20 protein-coding genes and 1 pseudogene are annotated in these 23605 nt (G+C 66.7%); 13 read left to right on the plus strand and 8 right to left on the minus strand.

The genetic code is table 11. The features are described from left to right. Positions 1 to 15: 15 nt before the first annotated feature. Genes EL249_RS11810 through EL249_RS11825 form a run of 4 tightly spaced genes read right to left on the minus strand, consistent with a single transcriptional unit; the run spans position 16 to position 3760 of the window. Positions 16 to 1038 (minus strand): L-threonylcarbamoyladenylate synthase, encoded by a 1023-nt coding sequence (locus EL249_RS11810; RefSeq protein WP_040530450.1) that lies wholly within the window; start codon positions 1036 to 1038, stop codon positions 16 to 18. A gap of 20 nt (positions 1039 to 1058) precedes the next feature. Continuing rightward, entirely contained in the window at positions 1059 to 2330 is a 1272-nt protein-coding gene (locus EL249_RS11815; RefSeq protein WP_005672068.1) for a 5-(carboxyamino)imidazole ribonucleotide synthase, read from the minus strand. Continuing rightward, the gene (purE, locus tag EL249_RS11820; protein ID WP_040530447.1) at positions 2327 to 2812 is read right to left on the minus strand and encodes a 5-(carboxyamino)imidazole ribonucleotide mutase; all 486 of its coding nucleotides are present in this window, start codon (positions 2810 to 2812) and stop codon (positions 2327 to 2329) included. Before purE ends, EL249_RS11815 begins: the two co-directional genes overlap by 4 nt. A gap of 57 nt (positions 2813 to 2869) precedes the next feature. After that, positions 2870 to 3760, minus strand: coding sequence for a phosphoribosylaminoimidazolesuccinocarboxamide synthase (locus EL249_RS11825; RefSeq protein ID WP_040530445.1), 891 nt, complete (start codon positions 3758 to 3760; stop codon positions 2870 to 2872). 199 nt (positions 3761 to 3959) lie between these two features. On the opposite strand from EL249_RS11825, the gene EL249_RS11830 reads away from it, so the two are divergent. Beyond that, positions 3960 to 4730 carry a DUF481 domain-containing protein gene (locus EL249_RS11830; RefSeq protein WP_005672061.1) on the plus strand — a complete coding sequence of 257 codons (771 nt, stop codon included), beginning with the start codon at positions 3960 to 3962 and terminating at the stop codon, positions 4728 to 4730. Positions 4731 to 4987: 257 nt separating this feature from the next. Then, positions 4988 to 6619, plus strand: coding sequence for an ATP-binding domain-containing protein (locus tag EL249_RS11835; RefSeq protein ID WP_005672058.1), 1632 nt, complete (start codon positions 4988 to 4990; stop codon positions 6617 to 6619). 185 nt (positions 6620 to 6804) lie between these two features. Here the strand turns inward: EL249_RS11835 and EL249_RS11840 are convergent, their stop codons facing one another. Next, complete coding sequence (locus EL249_RS11840) at positions 6805 to 7479, minus strand: MOSC domain-containing protein (protein WP_040530443.1); 675 nt, start codon at positions 7477 to 7479, stop codon at positions 6805 to 6807. Positions 7480 to 7781: 302 nt separating this feature from the next. Between EL249_RS11840 and EL249_RS11845 the strand changes: the two genes are divergently transcribed. Continuing rightward, a complete protein-coding gene (locus EL249_RS11845) occupies positions 7782 to 8417 on the plus strand; it encodes a DUF421 domain-containing protein (protein ID WP_083799597.1) in 636 nt (211 codons plus the stop codon). A gap of 9 nt (positions 8418 to 8426) precedes the next feature. Here the strand turns inward: EL249_RS11845 and EL249_RS11850 are convergent, their stop codons facing one another. Then, complete coding sequence (locus EL249_RS11850) at positions 8427 to 8828, minus strand: YbaN family protein (protein ID WP_005672052.1); 402 nt, start codon at positions 8826 to 8828, stop codon at positions 8427 to 8429. 326 nt (positions 8829 to 9154) lie between these two features. Here EL249_RS11850 and EL249_RS11855 point away from each other — a divergent pair, with 326 nt between their 5' ends. Further along, positions 9155 to 10855 carry an inorganic phosphate transporter gene (locus EL249_RS11855; RefSeq protein ID WP_232002020.1) on the plus strand — a complete coding sequence of 567 codons (1701 nt, stop codon included), beginning with the start codon at positions 9155 to 9157 and terminating at the stop codon, positions 10853 to 10855. Positions 10856 to 11300: 445 nt separating this feature from the next. On the opposite strand, the gene EL249_RS11860 is transcribed toward EL249_RS11855, so the two are convergent. Beyond that, entirely contained in the window at positions 11301 to 12188 is an 888-nt protein-coding gene (locus tag EL249_RS11860; RefSeq protein ID WP_005672048.1) for a fructose bisphosphate aldolase, read from the minus strand. Positions 12189 to 12327: 139 nt separating this feature from the next. Further along, on the minus strand, positions 12328 to 13758 hold the full coding sequence (gene pyk, locus EL249_RS11865) for a pyruvate kinase (protein WP_040530441.1): 1431 nt from the start codon (positions 13756 to 13758) through the stop codon (positions 12328 to 12330). 286 nt (positions 13759 to 14044) lie between these two features. Here pyk and EL249_RS11870 point away from each other — a divergent pair, with 286 nt between their 5' ends. From EL249_RS11870 to EL249_RS11910, 9 genes and pseudogenes are all read left to right on the plus strand, one after another. After that, positions 14045 to 16426 (plus strand): heavy metal translocating P-type ATPase, encoded by a 2382-nt coding sequence (locus EL249_RS11870; protein WP_005672044.1) that lies wholly within the window; start codon positions 14045 to 14047, stop codon positions 16424 to 16426. A gap of 8 nt (positions 16427 to 16434) precedes the next feature. Beyond that, positions 16435 to 16569 (plus strand): annotated as a pseudogene (gene ccoS, locus EL249_RS13630) (cbb3-type cytochrome oxidase assembly protein CcoS); the annotation flags it as partial. A 599-nt stretch (positions 16570 to 17168) separates the two neighbouring features. After that, positions 17169 to 18647, plus strand: coding sequence for a cytochrome-c oxidase, cbb3-type subunit I (gene ccoN / locus EL249_RS11880; RefSeq protein WP_005672040.1), 1479 nt, complete (start codon positions 17169 to 17171; stop codon positions 18645 to 18647). Positions 18648 to 18745: 98 nt separating this feature from the next. Beyond that, entirely contained in the window at positions 18746 to 19360 is a 615-nt protein-coding gene (ccoO, locus tag EL249_RS11885) for a cytochrome-c oxidase, cbb3-type subunit II (RefSeq protein ID WP_005672038.1), read from the plus strand. A 13-nt stretch (positions 19361 to 19373) separates the two neighbouring features. Beyond that, positions 19374 to 19529 carry a cbb3-type cytochrome oxidase subunit 3 gene (locus EL249_RS11890; RefSeq protein ID WP_005672036.1) on the plus strand — a complete coding sequence of 52 codons (156 nt, stop codon included), beginning with the start codon at positions 19374 to 19376 and terminating at the stop codon, positions 19527 to 19529. Continuing rightward, positions 19522 to 20427 (plus strand): cytochrome-c oxidase, cbb3-type subunit III, encoded by a 906-nt coding sequence (gene ccoP, locus EL249_RS11895; RefSeq protein WP_005672035.1) that lies wholly within the window; start codon positions 19522 to 19524, stop codon positions 20425 to 20427. Before EL249_RS11890 ends, ccoP begins: the two co-directional genes overlap by 8 nt. Before the next feature lie 121 nt (positions 20428 to 20548). Further along, positions 20549 to 21946: a cytochrome c oxidase accessory protein CcoG gene (gene ccoG, locus EL249_RS11900; protein WP_197721639.1), complete on the plus strand. Its 1398-nt coding sequence runs from the start codon at positions 20549 to 20551 to the stop codon at positions 21944 to 21946. A 208-nt stretch (positions 21947 to 22154) separates the two neighbouring features. Continuing rightward, positions 22155 to 22763, plus strand: a complete 609-nt coding sequence (locus tag EL249_RS11905) for a FixH family protein (protein WP_005672033.1) — start codon at positions 22155 to 22157, stop codon at positions 22761 to 22763. Beyond that, on the plus strand, positions 22760 to 23602 hold the full coding sequence (locus EL249_RS11910; RefSeq protein WP_005672032.1) for a sulfite exporter TauE/SafE family protein: 843 nt from the start codon (positions 22760 to 22762) through the stop codon (positions 23600 to 23602). Before EL249_RS11905 ends, EL249_RS11910 begins: the two co-directional genes overlap by 4 nt. The last annotated feature ends 3 nt before the right edge of the window (positions 23603 to 23605 follow it).

Genomic DNA, 23605 nt, shown 5'->3' on the forward strand with positions numbered 1-23605 from the left:
GAGGAAAAGTCTGGCTCAGCCCGCTGCCGCGGCCCGCTGCAGACGGTCCTGCACGGCGCGCCAGGCCGGCTCGGCAGGCGGCTGCTCCACCAGAATGGCATCCACGCCCAGCGCATCCAGCTGATGCAGGGTGTCATACAGGTGGCGGGCCGCCAGGGCCACCTCGGTGGGCTGGCAACGCCAGAAGAGCCCCGGCTGCTCCGGGGGCGGTTCCGGGCGCCAGACCGCGATGCGCCCCATGGGCAGGCCGTCGATGACCGGCGTCTGGGCGGCCGAAAGGGCTGTTGCCCGCTGCTGGAGCAGTGCAGCCAGTGCTCCCGCCGACAGCAGCCGCAGCGGCACCGACGGGGCATAGTGGGACGGCAGAGCCCCCGGCACCCGCGGCGCATCCGCTTCCCGGGTGGCCTGCGAATCCGCAGCGCGCACCGGCTGCCCCAGGCAGTCAGCCAGCGCCTGCAGGCTGATGCCACCGGGGCGCAGCAGCACGGGCGCACCGCGTGACAGGTCGACGATGGTGGATTCCACGCCCACTTCGGATGGGCCGCCATCCAGCACCAGCGGTACGGCACTGCCCAGCCCGCTGCGCACATGAGCGGCACGGCTGGGGCTGATGCGGCCGAAGCGGTTGGCCGAAGGTGCAGCCAGACCGGTGATGCCCACCGGGGCCAGGGCCTGCATCAGGCGCTGAAAGACCGGATGAGACGAGACGCGCAGCGCGATGGTGTCCTGCCCCGCGCTGGCAAAGGGCGGCGCACCAGCCCGGCGCCTGAGCACCAGCGTGAGCGGCCCGGGCCAGAAGGCATCGGCCAGGCGCTGTGCCGCTGGCGTCCACTCGGCCCACTGTTGCGCCGCCAGGGCGTCCGCCACATGCACGATCAGCGGATGATCGGCCGGACGCCCCTTGATACGATAGATGCTGGTCACCGCCTGTTCATCGGCGGCGTTGGCCGCCAGCCCATAGACGGTCTCGGTGGGCAGGCCGATGACACCACCGGCCTGCAATACAGCCGCCGCTTCGGCCAACGGAGCGTCGGTCATCGTGCCATCCGCCACGCCGCTCAACCTTCCACCAGCGGCTGCGCCACCTGATGACCGATGGCGGCCGCCTGCTCACGCGCGGCGTCCAGGGTGTCGGCCACGATGTTGACGTGCCCCATCTTGCGCCCCATGCGGGCCTCATCCTTGCCGTACAGGTGCAGGTGGGCGCCCGGATGGGCCAGCACGGCGGACCAGTCCGGCTCGGTGGGCTCTGCCGGCGGCGGTGCCACCGGGTACCACGCATTGCCCAGGATGTTGAGCATGATGACCGGCCGGACCTGCGCGGTACTGCCCAGCGGCAGCCCTGCCATCACACGCGCCTGCTGCTCGAACTGGCTGCAGTCGGCCGCATCCAGCGTCCAGTGGCCCGAGTTGTGCGGGCGCGGCGCCATCTCGTTGGCCAGCAGCCGGCCGTCTTCCAGCACGAAGAACTCGATGCACAGGATGCCGCGGTATTCCAGCCGCTCGGCCAAGCTGACGGCGGCGGCACGGGCCTGCTCGGCCAGCGCCGGCGAGACGGAAGCCGGCACGGTGCTGACCGCCAGGATGCCCTGCCGGTGCTCGTTGGCAGCCAGCGGGTAGACGGCCACCTGGCCGTCGGCACCGCGTGCCAGCAGCACCGAGACCTCGGCCGCCAGCGGCACCTGCTGCTCCAGCACACAGACCGGCGCCCGGCCGGAAGCAGCGGCCGTGAAGCGCTCAAAGGCGTCACGCGCGGCCTGACGAGTGGCCACGCGGGCCTGGCCCTTGCCGTCATACCCCAGCCGCGCCACCTTCAGGATGGCCGGGAACAGCGTGTCGGGCACGCCATCAACGTCTTCAAGGGTCTCGATGACCCGGTACGGGGCCACCGGCACGCCAGCCCCCGTGAAGAAGGCCTTCTCGGCCACCCGGTCCTGGGCCACGGCCACCGAGGCGCCCGTGGGCGCGACCCGGGTGAGCATGCCCAGCCGCTCCAGCGCAGCCGCCGGGACGTTCTCGAATTCGGTGGTGACGGCGTCGCAGAGCGTGCCCAGCTCCACCAGCGCAGCGTCGTCCAGATAGTCGGCGCGAATGTGATGATCGGCCACCCGGGCGGCGATGCCATCGGCATCCGGGTCCAGCACGCAGACGCGATAGCCCAGCCGCTGGGCGGCCTGGCAGAACATCCGCCCCAGCTGGCCGCCGCCCAGCACCCCCAGCCAGCTGCCCGGGGGCAACGGCTTCCAGTCCAGCGGTGCCGGCGCAGGAGCCGGCTCATTGAATGCCAGCTTCGCAGGCCGGCCGTGGCGACGGGATGGGGTATCGGTCATCGCGGCAGCTCCATCTGGCGGGCGGCCTTGGTCTGGCTGCGACGATAGGCGTTCAGCGCCGTGGCAAGGTCCGGATCCGACAGGGCCAGCTGCGCCACGGCAAACAGGGCGGCATTCACCGCCCCCGATTCGCCGATGGCAAAGGTGGCCACCGGAATGCCCCGCGGCATCTGCACGATGGACAGCAGCGAATCCTGCCCGTGCAGGTGACGGCTGGGCACCGGCACACCCAGTACCGGCACCGTGGTCTTGGCCGCCAGCATGCCCGGCAGATGGGCCGCGCCCCCTGCCCCGGCGATGATGGCCTGCAGGCCGCGCCCGGCGGCTTCCTCGGCGTAGGCGAACATGTCGTCGGGCATGCGGTGCGCCGACACCACCCGGGCCTCGTGCGGCACGCCAAACTGCTTGAGCACATGCACGGCGTGCTGCATCACGTCCCAGTCGGAACTGCTGCCCATCACCACGCCCACCACGGGCGGCATGCCGGTGAGGGTCTGCGTGACCTGCGTCTGAGTGTTCGGATTCATGGTCTCCCCGGCTTACAGCGACTGGCCGGTCAGCCGCTCATAGGCCTCGCGGTAGCGGTTGCTGGTGGCCTCGATGACGGCCAGCGGCAGCGGCGGCGGCGGCGCCTGGCGGTTCCAGGTCTTGATGGTGTCCAGATAGTCGCGCACGAACTGCTTGTCGAAGCTGGGCGGCGAGATGCCGGGGCGGTACTGATCCACCGGCCAGAAGCGGGAGGAATCCGGCGTGAGGATCTCGTCCATCAGCACCAGCTTGCCCTCTTCGTCCAGACCGAACTCGAACTTGGTGTCGGCGATGATGATGCCGCGCGTGGCCGCATACTCGCTGGCCTCACGGTACAGCGTCAGGCTGGTGGCGCGGATCTGCTCGGCCAGGTCGGCGCCGATGCGGGCCACCATCTCGTCGAACGAGATGTTCTCGTCGTGCTGCCCCAGCTCGGCCTTGGCCGCTGGCGTGAAGATCGGGGCGTCAAGCCGCTCGGCCTGGGCAATGCCCGGCGGCAGCGCAATGCCCGAGACACTGCCCTCGGCCAGATATTCCTTGTAGCCCGAGCCGACCAGGTAGCCGCGCACCACGGCCTCCACCAGGATGGGCTTCAGGCGCTTGACCAGCATCGAGCGGCCCTGCACCAGCGGAATCTCGTCGGGCTGCACCACCGATTCAGGCGCCTCACCCGTGAGGTGATTGGGCACCACATGCTTGAGCTTGTCGAACCAGAACAGCGCCAGCGTGTTCAGCACACGGCCCTTGTCGGGGATCGGCTCGGCCATGATCACATCGAAAGCCGAGAGCCGGTCGGAAGTCACCATCAGCAGGCGATCCTCGCCCACCGCATAGTTGTCGCGCACCTTGCCACTGCCCAGAAGCGGCAGCGAATGCAGGCGCAGGGACGGCGCAGAACTCATGAAACGAAACTCCTTCGGGCGGATGGGGTGCCGGCCGGTGCCACGGTGCAAGGGACAGGACGGGAACAACGGACCCACGCCTGCCCGCAGCCTTCCTGGGCCTCGGAACCGACAACTCCGAAGAATAACAGTCTGCGATCCGGTACAGTAGCCCATTGACCGAATGATCCCTGATCCAGCACGGAATATCTTTCTTCCCATGAGCATGAACACCCGTCCCATCACCTTCGGCCTCGCGGCCCTGCTGCTTCTGCCTGGCCTGGCCCAGGCGCAGATCAAGACCCAGCCTGATGGCCACTGGCGCCAGATCCTGGGGGCTGGCGCCTCGTTCGCCTCGGGCAACAGCAACATCAACAGCTTCAACCTGCACTACGACCTGGCCCGCCAGACCCGCCACCACACCGTGGCGCTGCGCGCCCAGGCGCTCTACAACACCAGCAACCACAAGACCAGCGCCCACAACAACACGCTGGAATTCAACGGCAAGCGCAACCTGGACGAGCGCCACTACATCTTTGCCAACACCAGCTGGTACCGCGACCGCATCGCCAACCTGTCGCACCGGCTGGCCGCTGCCTTCGGTCGGGGCTACCAGGTCACCACCACCCCCAACGACGACTGGAGCGTGTTTGCCGGTCTGGGCTACTCGGAAGACCGCTACACGGTGCCCACCATCGTGGCCGACCAGCTGCGCACCCGCTACGGCCGCGCCGAACTCACACTGGGTACCGAGTCCCACCACCAACTCACCGACACCACCACCGCCCATCAGCGCCTGGTGTTCTACCCCGCGCTCAACCGCAATCGCGACCGGCGCGCCGAGCTGCAGGCCGACCTGAGCGTGTCCATCACCCGCCAGCTGGCGCTGACCGCCGCGGCCGAGCTGCGCTACAACAGCGACCCCGGCACCAACATCTACAAGATGGATCGGCGCTTCATCACGGGCGTGAGCTGGAAGCTGCTTGACTGAGGCACGCTGAAGGGGCGCACGAGCGCCCCCCACGAAGCCGATGGCCGCATGGCCCCTCTGGCTGGCATCAGCCCCCCCCTGCATCCAAGGCCCCCTGGCATCCAAGGCCCGCTGTTCGCCAGCCGGCCACCCGTGGCTTGGGCCCCACACCCTTCCCCACCCGGCAGCTGACACCGGCCATTCGGGGCCATACCCTCAAGGGTCGCGCGGGCGATGCGCACAATCCGGGGCATCTGCCACCAGGGTCGCATCCGCTCATGGCCACACTCTCGCCCAGCCTCAACGCCATCCGCCAGGACACGGGTCTCTACCGGGAACTGGACGTGCTCGAACGCCTGCAGGAATCGCTGCCGGCAGGCTACGACATCTTTCACAGCGTGGCTTGGCATTCGGTGGAGAACGGCCAGGACCGCCACGGCGAGATCGATATCGTGGTGCTGGGCCCCACCGGCCACCTGCTGCTGATGGAGATCAAGTCCGGCGGCGTGCAGCTGCGCGACGGCGAACTCTTCAAGCTCTACAGCAGCCGCGAGCACGACGTGCGCCGCCAGCTGGCCGTGCAGCGCGCCGCGCTCCTGCACCGCCTCAAGGAAGCCGGCCTGCATGCCTTCGTGAGCCACTGCCTGGTGCTGCCCGACTACCGGCTGGAAACCGGCGACATCGTGGCCCTGTCGCGCGACCGGATCATCGACGCCGCCGACTTCCCCTTCCTGGGCACCCGCGTGCAGGAACTGATGCGCCATGGCGACTCGCAAAGCGACATCGAGGCGCTGCGCCGCTTCCTGTCCAATGAATTCCAGGTCTCGGTGGATCTGTCCGCCCTGGACCAGCAGCTGCAACGCACCACCCAGCGCCTGGCCGAGGGGCTGGCCACCTGGGTGCCGCGCATCCAGGCCCCCAATGGCCTGATCCGCATCCAGGCCACGGCCGGCTCGGGCAAGACCCAGCTGGCGCTGCGCCTGCTCAACGATTCCGTCACCCAGGGCGGCCGCGCGCTGTACGTGTGCTTCAACCGCTCGCTGGCCGACCACATCAGCCGGCTGGCCCCGCCCGTGGCGGACGTGACCAGCTATTCCGAGCTGTGCGTGACCTACTACCGGCGCAACTACGGCGAGCCCGACTTCGCCGCCCCCGACAACTTCGACCTGCTGGCGCGCGTCTACTGCGAATCGGCCGAGGAATGGAAGCCCACCTACGACCTGATCGTCATCGACGAGGGTCAGGACTTCCAGCCCGCCTGGGTCGAGAGCCTGCTGCCGCAGCTGAAGGCCTCCGGACGGCTCTACCTGCTGGAAGACGACGCGCAGCGCCTGTATGACCGCGCCCGCTTCGACCTGGCCGATGCCGTGACGCTGACCTGCAACGACAACTTCCGCAGCCCGCGCATGGTCTGCGAGGTGATCAACGCCCTGCACCTCTCCGACCAGGCCATCACCCCGCGCAGCCCCTACGCCGGCGAGCTGCCGTCATTCCGCGTCTACGAGAACGAGAAGGGCCTGGTGCGCGAGACCGCCGAGGCCGTGCGCAACCTGCTGCATCGCGGCATCGCCATGAAGGACATCGTGGTGCTGAGCGGCCGCGACCGCTTTGCGTCCACCATCCTGAACACCCGCTGGCTGGGCCCCTTCGAGACGCGCCGCTTCAGTGGCGACTACACCCCCGACGGCGACCCGATCTGGACCCACGGCGACGTGCTGGTCGAGACCATCCACCGCTTCAAGGGCCGCAGCGCCGCCGGCGTGGTGATCACCGAGCTGGACTTCGAGACGCTGACCGAACGCGAGCGCCGCGCCCTCTTCGTGGGCATGACCCGCTCGAACCTGGCCGTGGAGCTGGTGCTGTCACCAGCCGCCGAAAGCTGCCTGGCCATGCAGCTGGCTGCGTCCTGAGGGGTGTCCCAAGGGGTCGTGCTGAGGAAGCATCTCCGGGGGCGCATTTCCGCCTGACGGATGCCGTCCCGACACCCTCGTCAGCCCCCTCCTGACCGACTCTTCCAGCGCTTGCTGGAGGCCCTCATCGTCCGGTAGCCGGGCCTTGTGCAGTCTGCCCGATCCGGGGCCAGAGACGATCGCTTTCAGCGATTGTCCCGCAACCAGGCCGCCCGCGACGCGAAGCGCTGCCTGATCACCTGCGCCAGCCCGGGCAGCTCGGAAGCGGCCTGCAGTCGCGCCGGATCGGGGCAATGCTCCCGCTGCAACGCCAGCAGATCCGCCAATGACATGGCGGCATTCGGCCGCTCGACCAGCACGACCTCATCCCCTTCCCGCACGCACCCCGGCTCCAGGACACGATAGAGCCATCCGGTCAGCCCGTGCTCGTGGATGAACTTGGCCAGCCCGCTCACCTCGAAACGGTGATCGATCCGCCAGCAGACCGTGCGCGGCTGCGTGATCTGCAAAAGACAGGTCCCCAGCCGCACCACATCCCCCACGAAGACATCCTGCTCGCACAAGCCGGACGAGGACACGTTCTCGCCCAGACAGCCCGGCACGAAGTCCTCCCGCAAGGCAGGAAAGGCATCGGCCAGCCGAGCGTAATGTTCGGCCGGATACTGATGCAAGGCCCGATCCGGCCCCCCGTGATAGCGCCTGTCCACCTGCTCATCCCCGGCCACGCCCTGCACGCCCACATCGATGGCGCGAACGCGCGCCTTGAAGATGCCCGAAAGATCTCCGTCCTCCCCTAGAGGCTTTCCTTCCCCGATGAACAGCGCATCGGCCGAAGCAGCACCTGATCTCTGCGATTTCACCAATCTCCTCACAATATTCTCCATGGCCGTCCTATCATCACAGGCCTCGCCGGTACTTCCGACTACCTTGAATCTCGGCTCAAGCCGAACTTTTCCCGACTGAAACCAGGGATCCTCTGAACAAGTTCCGCGAACCGGCGCGCCACGGAACGGGATGCAGGACAAGGCGACATTTGCTGTCAATAGCGGCGCTATTGACAGCAAATGGCAACGCAGTCATGCGCCCGTTACGGGGATGCGACGGCCGCGTGGACTTGCTCAGAGGATCCCCAGCTCAGTCCGCTTTCTGAAGGAACATGCTGATGTTTTATGCAATCGTGGCCGTCAAGCTTATCCTGGGCCTTCTGGCCCTTGTACTGGTCATCAATCTGACCGGCAAGGGCAATCTCGCGCCCGCCTCGGCCAGCGACCAGGTGCAGAACTATGTCCTTGGCGGAATCGTCGGCGGAGTCATCTACAACAGCGACATTTCCATCCCCGTCTTCATCGCCATTCTGACCATCTGGTTTGCAGCAGTCCTGTCGCTTCGCTGGCTCAAGAAGCACAACAACCTGGTCAAGCAGCTCGTGGACGGGAAGCCCGTCACGCTCATCTCGCGCGGCAAGATCGATGTGAAAGTGGCGCGCAAGGCAGGCCTTTCCGCAAACGACCTGTCCTTCAAGCTGCGCATGCAGGGCATCTATTCCGTCAAGGACATCAAGCAGGCCATCCTCGAACAGGATGGACAGCTCATCATCACGTCCTTCGGAGAAGAGAACCCGAAATATCCGCTGATCACCGACGGCAGCGTTCAGAAAAGCACGCTTGAAATGATCGACAAGGACGAAGAGTGGCTGAAGGCCGAACTCAAGAAGCTGGGAATCGAGGATGCCAGCGACGTCTTCCTTGCGGAATACGACAGCGGCAAGATTTCCATCACGAAATATGAAGAGAAATAAGGAAATCGCCTACCGCCCGATCCGTGGGCCCGCGTCGCCGGGCTCCCGCTCCTGCCTCGGCAGCGGCCGCGTGCCCACGTAGGCCGCACCCAGCACAAAGAAAAGGGCCACGCCCAGCGCCAGCAGCCAGGACGGCCGCGCCCCGATCCAGAAGATGACGTAGCCTGCCGCCATGCCGGCAAAGGCCATGCGCCGCCCCTTGCGGCTGATGGCCCCCTCTTCGCGCCACTGGCGCAGCGGCCGGCCGAACCGTGGATGCTCCAGCAGCCAGCGCTCGAAGCGCGGCGAGCTGCGTGCAAAGCACCCCACAGCCATGATGAGGAAGATGGTGGTAGGCATGACCGGCAGCATGGCGCCGATGAAGCCCAGCGCCACCATCAGCCAGCCGGCCGCGAACCAGAGCCAGCGCATGAAAGCCTCTCCGGATGGATCGGGAATGGTCCGAAGATGCTACTGCATGCGCCCGCCTCCTGACACACGGGCTGAACGACAGGCCAACCGATGGCTTCCACGCCACTTCCCCCCGGGCTGTCGCCCCCTCTGACGCTCCCATACAGTCATTCTGCGTCCCGCCGCACCATCCTGCGCCCAAAGTTGCCGAATTCAGGCAGAATCCGGGTCGCGCAAGGCTGGCCACCGCGCCGACCCGGCCGGGCCGATCAAGAAAGTGCCCCATCGCCCCACGTCGTTCGCCCGTTGTTCTATAGTTATACAAGTCACAACGAGAACCCTCCTGCATGTCCTCGTCCAACGAGCCTACGGCCCAAGGGCCTTCCAGCGGCCCGGCATCCACCGGCGGTGTTTCCTCTGCTCCTGCAACGGCTGGCGGCAAGGCAGGCGCGGCCCCGGCCACTCCAACCCCTGCCCCCTCACCGGTTGCAGGCAAACCTCGCGTCACGGTCGCCGCGTCGGCCCATGCCGACGTGCCCATGCCGCCATCCGGTGTCACGCCCACCGCGTCTCCCCCGCCCCCCAAGCGCCCCCGGCGCTGGAAAGCGCTCGACAATGACCTGAAGCGCATCGGGCTGCTGGAGCAGGCCACCGCCTTCGTGGCCCGGCCGCTGGTGGCGCCGGGCATCGCGCTGGCCTTCGTGGTGTTGGTGGGCGCGGCCGCGCTGGGGCTCACCGGCATCCAGCCCGGCACCTTCATGGTGGTGGTGGCCACCGTGGTGGGGGCCTACATGGCGCTCAATATCGGCGCCAACGACGTGGCCAACAACATGGGCCCGGCGGTGGGCTCCAATGCACTCACCCTGGGCAGCGCACTGCTCATCGCGGCCATCTTCGAAACCGCCGGCGCCATGCTGGCGGGCGGCGAAGTGGTCAACACCATCGCCTCCGGCATCGTCTCGCCTGCAGTCGTCCAGAACGCCGACACCTTCATCCTGCTGATGATGGCGGCCCTGCTGGCTGCTGCGCTCTGGCTGAACCTGGCCACCTACATCGGCGCTCCCGTCTCCACCACCCATGCCGTGGTCGGCGGCGTGGTGGGGGCCGGCATCATGGCCGCCGGCGCCGACTCCATCCACTGGTCCAGCATGGGCAGCATCGCTGCCAGCTGGGTCATCTCCCCGGTGCTGGGTGGCATCATCGCCGCCATCATGCTCGCCTTCATCAAGGCCCGCATCCTGTACCGCGACGACAAGATCGCGGCCTCCCGCTTCTGGCTGCCCATCCTGGTGGGCTTCATGGCCGGCACCTTTGCCACCTATCTGGCCCTGAAGGGCTTCTCGGCCCTCATCCAGATCAGTCTGGGCGTCTCGGTGCTCATCGGCATCGTCGTCGGACTGGCCTCCTGGAAGCTGTCGGTGCCCATGGTCCTGCGCCAGTCCCAGGGCCTCGAGAACCGCAAGAAGTCGGTGCGCAAGCTGTTTGCCGTGCCACTGGTGTGCTCGGCAGCGCTGCTCTCGTTCGCCCATGGCGCCAACGACGTGGCCAATGCCGTCGGCCCGCTGGCCGCCATCGTCCACACCGTCCAGGCAGGCCGCTTCGATGACTCGGTGTCCATCCCGTTCTGGGTCATGGCCATCGGTGCGCTGGGCATCAGCTTCGGCCTGATGCTGTTCGGTCCCAAGCTCATCCGTCTGGTGGGCAGCGAGATCACCAAGCTCAACCCCATGCGCGCCTACTGCGTGGCACTGTCGGCCGCGCTCACCGTCATCCTCGCCTCCTGGCTGGGTCTGCCGGTCAGCTCCACCCACATCGCCGTGGGCGCCATCTTCGGGGTGGGCTTCTACCGCGAATGGCACGCCGCACGCCGTTCACGGGCACTGGGTGCCGTGCAGGGCAAGGTGCTGGCCCCCGAAGAGCGCAAGCGCCGCCGCCTGGTGCGCCGCTCGCACTTCATCACCATGGCCGCCGCCTGGGTGGTCACCGTGCCCGTCTCGGGCGTGCTCTCGGCGGTGCTGTTCCTCATCCTGAGCTACGTCATGGCCTGATGGCGCCGCAGTGGGGGCCTGCAAGGGCCCCTGCTTCGCAGGCGCTGCCACGCAACAAGCCACTGCTCCGCGGGGGTCTTTGGCCCCCGCAAGTCCTCAGGCGCCTTCCAGACTGCCCGCCAAGGCTCGTGATTTCCCAAGCCCCGAGAGCCCCCTTGGGCCTTCTGCTCCGTGCCCCCTGGGCTGCCCCTGCTCCCCAACCTCCGCATCTTCTCTCGACAGCCACACCGGCCTTGTCGTGGGCGCACGCGTGCATCCCGCACGCGGATCGCTGTATCCTGCCTCCGCTACTTGCCCGCTTCCCGATCGGCAGACGCAAAAATGGCCGGCCTTATCCGCCCATGCACAGGGACATGACGGAAGGTACCGGCCCGACAGACCAGCCCCGAAGGGCCGGTCAGACAGGGACTGCCGATCGATCAATCGATCGAAGCTGACACAACAATCAGGTGATCGAGGCCTCGTAGATCGACTGGATCGACTGGTCCAGCGCCTTGTTGAACTCGGCGTCGGACTGCTTGGCGCTCAGGCCCTCGGACAGCGCACGGCTGAAGCTGGCGATGATGCCCTTGTTGCGGGCCAGACGGCGGTTGGCCTCTTCACGCTCGAAGCCGCCCGACAGGGCCACGACCTTCAGGACTTTCGGGTGAGCGACCAGCTCATCGTAGGCGCCATCCTTCTCGGGGATGGTGAGCTTCAGGATGACCGGGGCGGACACTTTCTCCAGACGAGCCAGGATGCCTTTCTTCAGCGTTTCCTCGATGGCGGCACGTCCCGGGGAGTTGATGTCGACTTCCGGCTCGATGATGGGCACCAGACCGGCCGCCAGCACTTCCTCACCCAGCGCGAACTGCTGGTCGAGCACGTCGCTGATGCCTTTCTCGTTGTTCTCGAAGACGACCGAGCGCTCTTTCGTGCCGAACACGCCCTTGGCCTTGGCACGGGCCAGCAGCTCCTTCAGGCCGGGAATCGGCTTCATCATCTGCACGCCGTTGGCCTTGGCTTCCAGGCCCTTGTCGATCTTCAGGAAGGGAACGACTTTCTTCTCTTCCCACAGGTACTGGGCAGCATCCTTGCCCTGGAACTTGCCGTCGAGCGTGACCTCGAACAGGATGGCGCCCAGCACACGATCGCCATTGAAGGCGGGGCTGGAGACGATGCGCTCACGCATCTTGTGCACGAGCTCGAACATCTCCTTGTCGTTGCTGTATTCGCTTTCGTCCACGCCGTACAGCTTCAGGGCCTTGGGCGTGCTGCCGCCGCTCTGGTCCAGAGCAGCGATGAAGCCCTTGCCCTTGGCGACGCGGTCGCGTTGTTCGGTGGTGATAGACATGACGGAGCTTTCTCCTCTTGAAGGAACTTGGATGGCTGCACGGACAGCCTGCAAAGAATTTTAACAGGCAATCCGTGCGGCTACCGGGATGACCACAACGGGGAAGTCGGGCAGGACCTTCCCCGACCCGATCAGATGATCAGCTGTGGCTGCCGATGCGGACGATCTTCAGGTTGTTGGTGCCGCCGGACTTGCCGACCGGTTCGCCCACAGTGATGACCACGAGGTCACCGTGCTTGACCAGGCCGTTTTCCAGCATCAGCCGCTCCACGTCGGCCAGAACAGCCGGCATGTCATACGAGCGGTACTGCATGGCCACCGGGTGGCACTCGCGGAACAGCGTCATGCGGCGACGCGAGCTCTCTTCCGGCGTCAGCGCATAGACCGGGATGCCCGAGTCGATGCGGGTGACCCACAGCGCGGTCGAACCCGACTGCGTCAGCGACACGATGGCGCTGGCGCGCATGTGGTGCGCCGCAAAGAGCGCCGCCATGGCGATGGACTGGTCGATGCGGGTGAAGGTGCGATCCAGGAAGGCCGCATCCAGGGTGTGCGAGCGATCGGCGCGGTCGGCCTCGGCGCAGGCGGCTGCCATGGCCGTGACGGTCTCGACCGGGTACTTGCCGGTGGCGGTCTCGGCCGACAGCATCACGGCGTCGGTACCGTCCAGCACGGCGTTGGCCACGTCCGAGATCTCGGCACGGGTCGGCACCGGCGCCTCGATCATCGACTCCATCATCTGCGTGGCGGTGATGGCGACCTTGTTCAGGCTCTTGGCCATGCGGATCATGCGTTTCTGCAGCGCAGGCACCGCCGCATCACCCACCTCCACGGCCAGGTCGCCCCGGGCCACCATGATGCCGTCAGACGACTTCAGGATCTCTTCCAGGTTGCCGATGGCCTCGTAGCGCTCGATCTTGGCGATCATCAGCGACTTGCCGCCCGCTGCCCGGTTGAGCTCGCGTGCCATGTACATATCGGCTGCATTGCGCGGGAAGGACACCGCCATGAAGTCGGCCTGGAAGCCCACGGCCGTCTTGATGTCGTCCATGTCCTTGGCCGTCAGCGCGGGTGCCGACAGGCCACCGCCCTGGCGGTTGATGCCCTTGCGATCGGACAGCACGCCACCCAGGATCACTTCGCACTCGATGCGGCTGTCGGAGACGCGCAGCACCCGCATGGTCATCCGGCCATCGTTGAGCAGCAGGGTGTCACCCGGATGCACGTCGTTGACCAGATCCTTGTAGTCCAGACCGACCACACCCTGGTCGCCGGACTCGCAATGGATGTCGAAGGCGAACGGATCGCCCGGATTCAGGTTGATCTTGCCCTCGGCAAACTTGCCGATGCGGATCTTCGGGCCCTGCAGGTCAGCCAGCACGCCGACGTCGGTGCCCAGACCCACCGCCACCTCGCGGACCAGCCGGACCGTTTCGGTATGCTGCTCGGCCGAGCCGTGCGAGAAGTTGACCCGAACGACGTTGACCCCTGCCTTGAACAGTCGGGCCAGCATCTCGGGCGAGTTGGATGCCGGGCCAAGCGTGGCAACGATCTTGGTGGCACGGGGAATGGTGATCATGGCGCAGCTTCCTCCCTAATATGACGGCGTAACGTCCAGATAACCGATGGCCCGATGCCACGGCCGGAGCCGGCATGTCGCTGCACGCAGCAACGTCCGCCGGGCTCCTGGACAACCTTGCGCCCCTCAATTCTGAACCAGAAACCATTATGCTGCAGAATTTCACACTATCGTCCTGTTGATTCGTCCGGCATCGCCCCCATCTCTTTCCAGCGGGCCGCCACCTTTGTCGGATATCCCCCACACCCCATAACCGACCAAACACAAAACATTCGCCATGGTGATGGATACCGGCCGCTTCGCCATTCTGGACGACCCCGAAGAGCTGATGGAGTACGCCCGGCCTCTGACCGGCGACCCAACGCGCCAGGAAGCCATCCTGGCCGTGGACGCGGTGCACTGCGCCGCCTGCACCCAGACCATCGCCGCTGCCATCGACGACGAGCACGCCCGCATCGAGGTCAACGTGGTCTCGCGCCGCGCCCGGCTGGAATGGGATCCCGCCCGGCATGCCCTCAGCGCCCTGCTCGCCCGCATGGCCGACATCGGCTACGAGCCGCGCCCCCTGCCGCTGGACATGGTCGAGCGTGCCGATCCGCGCCCCCGCCGCCGGGCGCTCTGGCGCATGCTGGTGGGCATCTTCTGCATGATGCAGGTCATGATGTTCGCCGTCCCCCGCTATATCGGCGGCGATGCCATCCCGCCCGACCTGCAGAAGCTGATGATCTGGGCCGAGGCCATGCTCACCATCCCGGCACTGATCTTTGCAGCCGGCCCCTTCTTCACGGCGGCCTGGCGTGACACCCGGCAGGGCCGCATCGGCATGGACACCCCGGTGGCACTGGGCATCGCCATCACCGTCATCACCAGCGTGGTGGCCTTCTACCAGGGACACGAGGTCTATTTCGATTCGGTGACGATGATCATCGGCCTGCTGCTGGTGGCCCGCTGGCTGGAATCCCGCGCCCGCGAACGCGCCGCAGCCGGCCTGGGCAACAGCCTGGCACGACTTCCCGAAGCCGCCGACCGCCTGCGCGCCGACGGCAGCATCGAGCGCGTCTCGCGTCGCCGCCTGCAGCCCGGCGACCGCATCTCGGTCCCGGCCGGCACCACCTTCGCCGTCGACGGCCGCATTCTGGAAGGCCACAGCGACGTGGACGAATCGCTGCTCACCGGCGAATCCGAGCCCCAGCCGCGCGGTCCCGGCATGCCCGTCGTCTCGGGCAGCCTCAATCTGCGCAACCCGCTGATCGTGGAAGTCACCCACCGTGCCGCCGATTCCCGGCTGGCCGAGCTGAACCGCCTGATCGAGCGCGCCGCCACCAGCCGCCCCACCGTGCTGCGCACCGCCGACCGCTATGCGGGCCCCTTCCTCGTCTGCGTGCTGCTGGTGGCCCTGATCGCCGGCATCGTCTGGTGGTTCATCAACCCGGAACGCGCCCCCTGGATCGCCGCCGCCATCCTCATCGTCACCTGCCCATGCGCACTGGCGCTGGCTGCCCCCTCCGCCCTGCTGGCCACGCTGGGCGGCCTGGCGCGCCGCGGCATCATCATCGACCGCAGTGACACGCTGGAAGCCCTGGCCCGCAGCGACGTGGTGCTGTTCGACAAGACCGGCACCCTCACCACCAGCACCCCGGGCATCGAGCTGGTCGACACCAGCCCCGGCCTTTCCGGGGCTGACGCCCTGGCCCTGGCCGCCGCCATCGAGCGCAGCTCGCTGCACCCGGTGGCCCGCGCCTTTGCCGAAGCGGCGCACGCGGCCGCCTCGTCAGTGACTGCCCCTGGCACCGCCGACACCCCCGCAGCCGCTCCACACCCGCTGGCCGCACGGGCCCAGGTCCGTGAAGTCACCAACCTGCCCGCCGGCGGCCTGCAGGCCCGACTCGACATCGGCAACGCCCCCTGGAGCGCCCGCATCGTCCCCGATCAGGCATTCATCATCCTGCAACTCCAGTCATCGTCACAAGAGCACCAACCTGACGAACCCACGCGCGTTCCCTCGCCAGAACCGGATGCACATGCCGGACAACACGCGGCCGCACCCACTCTCACCCTGGCGGACACCCGCACCACAGACACCGTCGCGACGCCTGCCGCTGCCCTGCACGCCCGCTTCCGCCTGACCGAGACCCTGCGCCCCGGCGCAGCCGAGACACTGGCCCGGCTGCGTGCCGACGGCGTGCAGTGCCGCATCGTCTCGGGGGACCATGCCGATCGCGTGACCCACATCGCACGGCAACTGGACCTGCCTCCCGAGGCGCAGCGCGCCGGCGCCCGCCCCGAGGACAAGCTCGACCTCATGCGCGAATTCCAGCAGCAGGGTCGGCGCGTCACCATGGTGGGCGACGGCGTCAACGACGCCCCGGTGCTCAGCCGCGCCGATGTCTCGGTCTCGCTGGCCAGTGCCGCCCCGCTGGCCCAGCACCATGCCGACATCCTGCTGCTGTCCGAACGCCTGGATGGCCTGCTGGCGGCCCGCGATGCCGCCCGTCGCGCCCTTCGCATCGTCCACCAGAACCTGATCTTCTCCTGCCTCTACAATGTCCTGGCCATCCCGCTGGCCGCCATCGGCCTGGTACCGCCCTGGCTGGCCGGCCTGGGCATGGCCGGCAGCTCACTGGTGGTGGTGCTCAACGCACTGCGCGCCGCCCGCTGATCCTCATCATGGACATTCTCTACACCCTCATTCCCCTGTCCGTCGTCCTGGTGTTCGCCATCCTGGCTGCCCTGGCCTGGGCCGTGCACGCCGGCCAGTTCGAGGACCTGGACACCGAGGCCGAACGGATCCTGCTGGACGACGACCGGCCGTCCGCGGCGCCATCGGCCGAAGCGCCCGCCCCCACCACGGCCATGCCGAAGGCCGCTCCTCAGCCAGCCGCACCGCCTGCCGCCGGGCAGTGACACTCACGTTCAGGACAGGTTTTCCACCCGACCTTTCCGCCCGCCCCCTTCGGCCTCCCCTCCGAGCAGCCCTTCACCCGGTCGCCCTGCCCTACACTGTCGCACGGACAATACGTCTTTCACGTCTTTTCACATCGTGCCCAGCGACGACTTCCAGCCGTCCAGCGGCTTCACGCGCGCGCTGCGCCCTCGGGCGGACCTCACTTGACTTATATCAAGGCGATCTTTCAGATATAAAACATCATAGCCAGCAAGGGATTTTCTGAGCAGTTCGTGCAGGCTCGCGCATTCTTTCGCTAGGAGACATCCGCTCCAGCGTGGAAACGCTCCAGCCGCTGCCCGCATTTCTCCGAATATCACCGACAGGCCCATAGGGTGGCCTGGACAGGCGCCGCTCTCACCTATCGAGGGCAAGCAGTCTGTCCAGGCCTCCTTTTTTCATCGCCGTCCGCAACACTCATCGCGCCTCTGGCGCGTCTTCGCCGGCTTACTACGACATGACTACATCACCCCCCATCGCGTGGAACGACCGCGTCGTCCGCCAGTTTTCCATCATGACCATCGTCTGGGGCGTGGTGGGCATGACGCTGGGCGTCTACATCGCCGCCGAGCTTGCCTTCCCGGCGCTCAACATGGGCATTCCCTGGCTGAGCTTCGGCCGTCTGCGCCCGCTGCATACCAACGCGGTCATCTTCGCCTTCGGGGGCTGCGGCCTCATGGCCACCGCCTACCACACGGTGCAGCGCACCTCACAGGTGCCGCTGTTCGCGCCCAAGCTGGCCGCGTTCTCCTTCTGGGGCTGGCAGGCCGTCATCATCGGCGCCATCATCTCCCTGCCCCTGGGCTACACCCAGTCCAAGGAGTACGCCGAGCTGGAATGGCCCATTGACCTGCTGATCGCTGCCGTCTGGGTGGCCTTCGCCATCGTCTTCTTCGGCACCATCGTCAAGCGCAAGGTCAAGCACATCTACGTGGCCAACTGGTTCTACGGCGGCTTCATCCTGGCCGTGGCGCTGCTGCACATCGTCAACAACATCTCCATTCCGGCCGGCTTCATGAAGTCCTACCCGGTCTATGGCGGCGTGCAGGACGCCATGGTGCAATGGTGGTATGGCCACAATGCGGTGGGCTTCTTCCTCACCGCCGGCTTCCTGGGCATGATGTACTACTTCGTGCCCAAGCAGATCGGTCGCCCCATCTACTCGTACCGTCTGTCCATCGTCCACTTCTGGGCGCTGATCTTCACGTACATGTGGGCCGGTCCGCACCACCTGCACTACACCGCCCTGCCCGACTGGACCCAGTCGCTGGGCATGGTCTTCTCACTCATCCTGTTCGCACCGTCCTGGGGCGGCATGATCAACGGCATCATGACCCTGTCGGGCGCCTGGCACCGTCTGCGTGAAGATCCCATCCTGCGCTTCCTGATCGTGGCCCTGTCCTTCTACGGCATGTCCACCTTCGAAGGCCCGATGATGGCCATCAAGACCGTCAACGCGCTGTCGCACTACACGGACTGGACCATCGGTCACGTTCACTCCGGCGCGCTGGGCTGGGTCGGTCTCATCACCATGGGCAGCCTCTACTACCTGATCCCGCGCCTCTGGGGCCGTGATCGGATGTACAGCACCAACCTGATCGAGCTGCACTTCTGGCTGGCCACCATCGGCATCGCCCTGTATGCCATCGCCCTGTGGGTGGCCGGCGTCACCCAGGGTCTGATGTGGCGCGCCCTGGAGCCGGACGGCACGCTGACCTACACCTTCGCCGAGTCGGTCAAGGCCAGCTTCCCGTACTACGTGGTTCGTCTGATCGGTGGCGTGCTCTACCTCAGCGGCATGATCGTCATGGCCTACAACGTCTGGCGTACCGTGCGTGGCGACACCAAGGCCTCCGCGCTGCCCGCCACGGTCGAGACCAGCACCCCGGTCACCCCCGCTGCTCCCCAACTGAACACCGCCAGCCAGAGCCACTGAACCGGCAGGCGCCCTGCCCCGCAGAACCTTCCGTGTGCCGGTCTCCGGACCGGCACACAGGGCAGCTGCGCGCATAAAGCCTCTTCGAGGAAGCTTCGATGAAACTCTCACACGAACAAATTGAAACCAACCCCTGGCTGATGATCGTCCTGATCGTGCTGGTGGTGTCGGTCGGTGGCCTGGTTCAGATCGTGCCGCTCTTCTTCCAGCGTTCCACCACCGAGCCGCTGCCGGGCATGACCCCGCCCAGCGCGCTGCAGGTGGCCGGCCGCGACATCTTCGTCCGCGAAGGCTGCTACAACTGCCACTCGCAGATGGTCCGTCCGTTCCGCGCCGAAACGCTGCGCTACGGCCCCTACTCGGTGGCTGGCGAGTCCGTCTGGGATCACCCCTTCCAGTGGGGCAGCAAGCGCACCGGTCCGGACCTGGCCCGTGTTGGCGGCCGCTACAGCGACGACTGGCACCGTGCCCACCTGCACAACCCGCGTGACGTGGTGCCCGAGTCCAACATGCCCGCCTACCCCTGGCTGGAAGAGACCCCGGTCGACCAGAGCAGCATCGTCCGTCACATGAAGGCACTGCGCAGCGTCGGCGTGCCCTTCAGCGACGAGTCCATCAACGGTGCTGTCGAGGAGCTCGAGGGCAAGACCGAACAGGACGCCCTGATTGCCTTCCTGCAGGGTCTGGGCCGCGTCCGTCCGCAGAACCAGTAATGGAGGAACGGTCTTGGATTTCAACGTGATCCGGGGTGTCCTCACCCTGGTGTTCCTCATCTTCTTCCTGGGCGTCATCGTCTACGCCTGGTCCAAGAAAAACAAGGCCCGCTTCGATGAAGCGGCCATGCTTCCCCTGAACGAACCCAACGAGAGAAAAAATGGCTGATTTCGTATCCGACTTCTGGTCATACTACGTCATCGTACTGACCATTCTCAGCCTGCTGTTCTGTCTGTTCGTTCTGATCGCAAACAGCCGGAAACCCGCCCCCACGCCGGACAACACCACCGGCCACGTCTGGGACGGCGATATCCGTGAGGCCAACAACCCCCTGCCCCGCTGGTGGATGGGCCTCTACCTGATCTGCACCTTCTTCTCCATCGGCTACCTGATCTACTACCCAGGCATGGGTGACTTCAAGGGTGCTGGTGGCTGGACCTCGATCGGCCAGTACCACGAAGAGCGCGCCCAGGTGGAAGCCACGCTCGGCCCCATCTACGCCAAGTTCGCCGGCCAGTCGCCCGACCAGCTGAAGACGAACCCCGAGGCACTTGCCATCGGCCAGCGGCTCTTCCTGAACAACTGTGCCCAGTGCCACGGTGCCGATGCCCGGGGCAGCCGCCACTTCCCCAACCTGACCGATGGTGACTGGCTGCACGGTGGTGATGCCGAGACGATCGTCGAGACCATCACGGAAGGCCGTCACGGCATCATGCCGCCGCAGGCAGCTGCCTTCGACAGCCCGGCTGACATCGAGAACACCGCGCAGTACGTGCTGTCGCTGTCCGGCTCGGCCACCGACCCCGTCAAGGCCCAGAAAGGCAAGAAAGGCTTCCAGGTCTGCGCTGCCTGCCATGGTCCCGACGGCAAGGGCAATCAGGACGTGGGTGCCCCCAACCTCACCGACCGCATCTGGCTGCACGGCGGCGGTCTGAAGGGTGTCATGCACGCCATCAACAATGGCTTTGACAGCCAGATGCCGGCTCACAAGGACCTGTTCACCAAGGAACAGATCGATGTGCTGGCTGCTTACGTGATGTCGTTGTCCAACCCGAAGAAGAACTGATCCCGTGGAACCCGAAACCCGCGTCATCCAAGTCCATCGCAGCCGCTCGACGACCGGCACAGGCAAAGCCAAGACAGCGGCTGCACAGGCTGCCGCCAACGAGGCTAGCAAGGAAGGAGGACTGTTCTCCAGCTACTCGGCGCGGGTCAAGATCCAGCCCCGCTCGGTGCGTGGTCGCTACGACAATCTCCGGATTGCCGCCGTGATCATCACCCAGCTGGTCTTCTACGGGCTGCCCTGGTTGCAGTGGAACGGCCGTCAGGCCGTCCTCTTCGACCTGGACGCCCGCAAGTTCCACCTCTTCGGGGCCGTGCTCTGGCCGCAGGACTTCGTCTATCTGGCGGGCCTGCTGGTCTTCTGTGCCCTCACCCTCTTCTTCGTCACGGCCGTGGCCGGGCGGGTCTGGTGCGGCTACTCCTGTCCGCAGACGGTCTACACCGAGATCTTCATGTGGATCGAGGCCAAGCTGGAAGGCGACCGCGCCAAGCGTCGCAAGCTTGATGCCGCCCCGATGTCCTGGTACAAGTTCCGCGTGCGCGGCACCAAGCACCTGCTGTGGGTGCTGCTGTCGCTCTTCACCGGCTTCACCCTCATCGGCTACTTCGCCCCCATCCGCGATCTGCCTGCCCAGATCATCGGCATGGAACTGGGTCCGTGGCAGTGGTTCTGGTTCCTCTTCTACGCCTTTGCCCTGTGGGGCAACGCCGGCTTCCTGCGCGAGCAGGTCTGTACCTACATGTGTCCTTACGCCCGTTTCCAGGGCGCGATGTTCGACAAGGACACGATGATCATCACCTACGACAAGGAACGGGGTGACCCGCGCGGCTCGCGCTCCAAGAAGGCCGACCCCAGCGCCCTGGGGCTGGGCAGCTGCATCGACTGCGGCCTGTGCGTCGAGGTCTGCCCCACCGGCATCGACATTCGCGACGGCCTGCAGTACCAGTGCATCAGCTGCGCCGCCTGTGTGGACGTGTGCAACGACGTCATGGACAAGATGTCCTATCCGCGTGGCCTCATCCGCTACACCACCGAGAACGCGCTCGCCAACCACCTCGACACCAAGGCCACTGCCAAGCGGGTGCTGCGCCCGCGCGTGCTTGCCTACGCGGCCCTGCTGCTGGCACTGGCCGGCTTCCTGGTCGGCTCGCTGGCCACCCGCAACCCGCTGCGTGTCGACGTGATCCGCGACCGTGCCTCGCTGGCGCGCTTTGCCGACAACGGTGATATCGAGAACACCTATACCCTGCAGCTGATGAACGCCAGCGAGCGCCCCCTGGTGCTGGAGCTGAGCGCAAGCGGCCTGCCCGGCCTGCGCATCGCCGGCCAGAACCGCATCGAGGTGCCTGCGGCCTCCAACCGCCTGGTGCCCATCGCCCTGCAGCTGCCGGCCGACACCGACCAGCGCCCCGGCTCGCATCCCATCAAGATCGAGGTCACCCCGGTGAACCCGCCGGATCAGACGGATGGCCCCAGCGCTTCGGCACGCCACGAAGACAGCATCTTCATGGTGCCCCGCTGATCTCCGGCTTCACATGGATTCACGGTTGCACCCTGCACCGTGAATCCTGCCGGAATTAATATCCCATCAGGGCGGCCACTTCCCTATCGGCCGCCCTTCACGAGCAGCGGCCCCAGGCGCAGCGCCACCCATCCCAAGTCACGGCCGCGGCAGATCCCCGATTCCTGTACCCCGGGTACGTATCGCCCCCTGCCCCACCTCGATCATCATGAGCAGAACCGAACAGCCCACCACCCTGCCCTCGCAGCCTGCCCGGCCCGTCAAGGCCTTCTCGCAGCCGCTGATGTGGCTGGTGGTCGGCATCCCCGCTGCCACCGTGGTGGCCGGCCTCTTCACCCTCTGGATTGCCATTCACGGCGCCGATACCCCGGTGGGCAGCGACTACGTGAAGCAGGGACTCAGCGTGACACCCGACACCCGCCGCGAGGATCGCGCCCGTGAGCTGGGCGTGGCCGGCACACTGGCCATGCACACCACCCCGGGCAACATGCTGCTGGTTGAGCTGACCCTGGTCCCCAACGGAGCCGACATCAAGCCCACGCGCCTGCGTCTGCTGCACCCCTCCGATCCGAACAACGACCTCGCCATCCACATGCTGCCTGCCGGCGATGGCCACTGGCATGCCCGGCAACCCATCACCTGGGCCCCCGGCACCCGCTGGCATATTGCCCTGGAAGGTGAGGACTGGCGCCTGCCCATTGCCGGTCTTCAGACCCTTGAAAGCCTGCGTGCCCAGCCCTTCGACGCCAACAAGTCCACCGCTCCGGTCCTGCAGGCGCCGCGGACCCTGCCCGCAGATTTCCGGCCGAAGCAATGAACAGCGCCTGGCCCCTGGTCTCGGCCGCCCTGCTGATGGGCGCAGGAGGCAGCCTGCACTGTGTCAGCATGTGTGCCGGCCTGCAGCGCATGACCCTGCGTGGCATCCCGGTCATCACCGTGAAGGGAGGCGCTGCCACGTCCCGGACGTCGGAAGACGCCCCCCACCCGAGTGCGGCCGCCAGCGCCCCGAACGCACTCAAGGCCACGGCGGCCTCCGCCATCACGCCGGACAACGGCAGCACCGCAGCCCCCAGCAGCGCTTCGCTGGCGCGACGCCTTGCCCTCAAGCTGCCCGACGCCCGCTGGTGGCGCTTTCAGGCAGGTCGCGTGCTGGGCTACAGCCTGCTCGGCCTGGCCGCCGGCGCCATCGGCCAGCAGGTCCTGGCCGCCGCCTACTGGCAGCCCATCTTCGAATCAGTCTGGGCCGGCCTGAACGCCCTGCTCGTCCTGCTGGGCCTGAGCCTGCTGGTGCTGGGGCGCGAGCCCCTGTGGCTGAGTGCGCTGGGTAGCCGCCTGGCATCACGCACGCCGCTGGCCCCGGGGCGTCGCACTGAGTGGCTGCGCGGCATGCTGTGGGCGCTGCTGCCCTGTGGGCTGCTGTACACCGCGCTGGGAACCGCCATTCTGGCCGCCACCCCGCTGGGCGCGGCCGCCGTGATGGCTGCCTTTGCGCTGGGCACCAACCTGGGCCTTTTCCTGGTGGAGGCAGGTGCGCGCAACCTGCTGGGCAACCGAGCCCCACAGGTGGCCTATCGGCTCAATGGCATCTTGCTGATCATGCTGTCAGCCGCCGGTCTGGCCGCTGCCCTGGCCGGGCACGCCCATCCGTACTGCTGACGC

The organism is Lautropia mirabilis, assembly GCF_900637555.1.
In the GTDB taxonomy this organism is placed as follows: domain Bacteria; phylum Pseudomonadota; class Gammaproteobacteria; order Burkholderiales; family Burkholderiaceae_E; genus Lautropia; species Lautropia mirabilis.

Coding starts and splice junctions, on each gene's coding strand:
- EL249_RS11810 (WP_040530450.1), bottom strand. CDS start 1,038: ATGACCGACGCTCCGTTGGCCGAAGCGGCGGCTGTATTGCAGGCCGGT.
- EL249_RS11815 (WP_005672068.1), bottom strand. CDS start 2,330: ATGACCGATACCCCATCCCGTCGCCACGGCCGGCCTGCGAAGCTGGCA.
- purE (WP_040530447.1), bottom strand. CDS start 2,812: ATGCCGCCCGTGGTGGGCGTGGTGATGGGCAGCAGTTCCGACTGGGAC.
- EL249_RS11825 (WP_040530445.1), bottom strand. CDS start 3,760: ATGAGTTCTGCGCCGTCCCTGCGCCTGCATTCGCTGCCGCTTCTGGGC.
- EL249_RS11830 (WP_005672061.1), top strand. CDS start 3,960: ATGAGCATGAACACCCGTCCCATCACCTTCGGCCTCGCGGCCCTGCTG.
- EL249_RS11835 (WP_005672058.1), top strand. CDS start 4,988: ATGGCCACACTCTCGCCCAGCCTCAACGCCATCCGCCAGGACACGGGT.
- EL249_RS11845 (WP_083799597.1), top strand. CDS start 7,782: ATGTTTTATGCAATCGTGGCCGTCAAGCTTATCCTGGGCCTTCTGGCC.
- EL249_RS11850 (WP_005672052.1), bottom strand. CDS start 8,828: ATGCGCTGGCTCTGGTTCGCGGCCGGCTGGCTGATGGTGGCGCTGGGC.
- EL249_RS11855 (WP_232002020.1), top strand. CDS start 9,155: ATGTCCTCGTCCAACGAGCCTACGGCCCAAGGGCCTTCCAGCGGCCCG.
- EL249_RS11860 (WP_005672048.1), bottom strand. CDS start 12,188: ATGTCTATCACCACCGAACAACGCGACCGCGTCGCCAAGGGCAAGGGC.
- EL249_RS11870 (WP_005672044.1), top strand. CDS start 14,045: ATGGTGATGGATACCGGCCGCTTCGCCATTCTGGACGACCCCGAAGAG.
- ccoN (WP_005672040.1), top strand. CDS start 17,169: ATGACTACATCACCCCCCATCGCGTGGAACGACCGCGTCGTCCGCCAG.
- ccoO (WP_005672038.1), top strand. CDS start 18,746: ATGAAACTCTCACACGAACAAATTGAAACCAACCCCTGGCTGATGATC.
- ccoP (WP_005672035.1), top strand. CDS start 19,522: ATGGCTGATTTCGTATCCGACTTCTGGTCATACTACGTCATCGTACTG.
- EL249_RS11905 (WP_005672033.1), top strand. CDS start 22,155: ATGAGCAGAACCGAACAGCCCACCACCCTGCCCTCGCAGCCTGCCCGG.
- EL249_RS11910 (WP_005672032.1), top strand. CDS start 22,760: ATGAACAGCGCCTGGCCCCTGGTCTCGGCCGCCCTGCTGATGGGCGCA.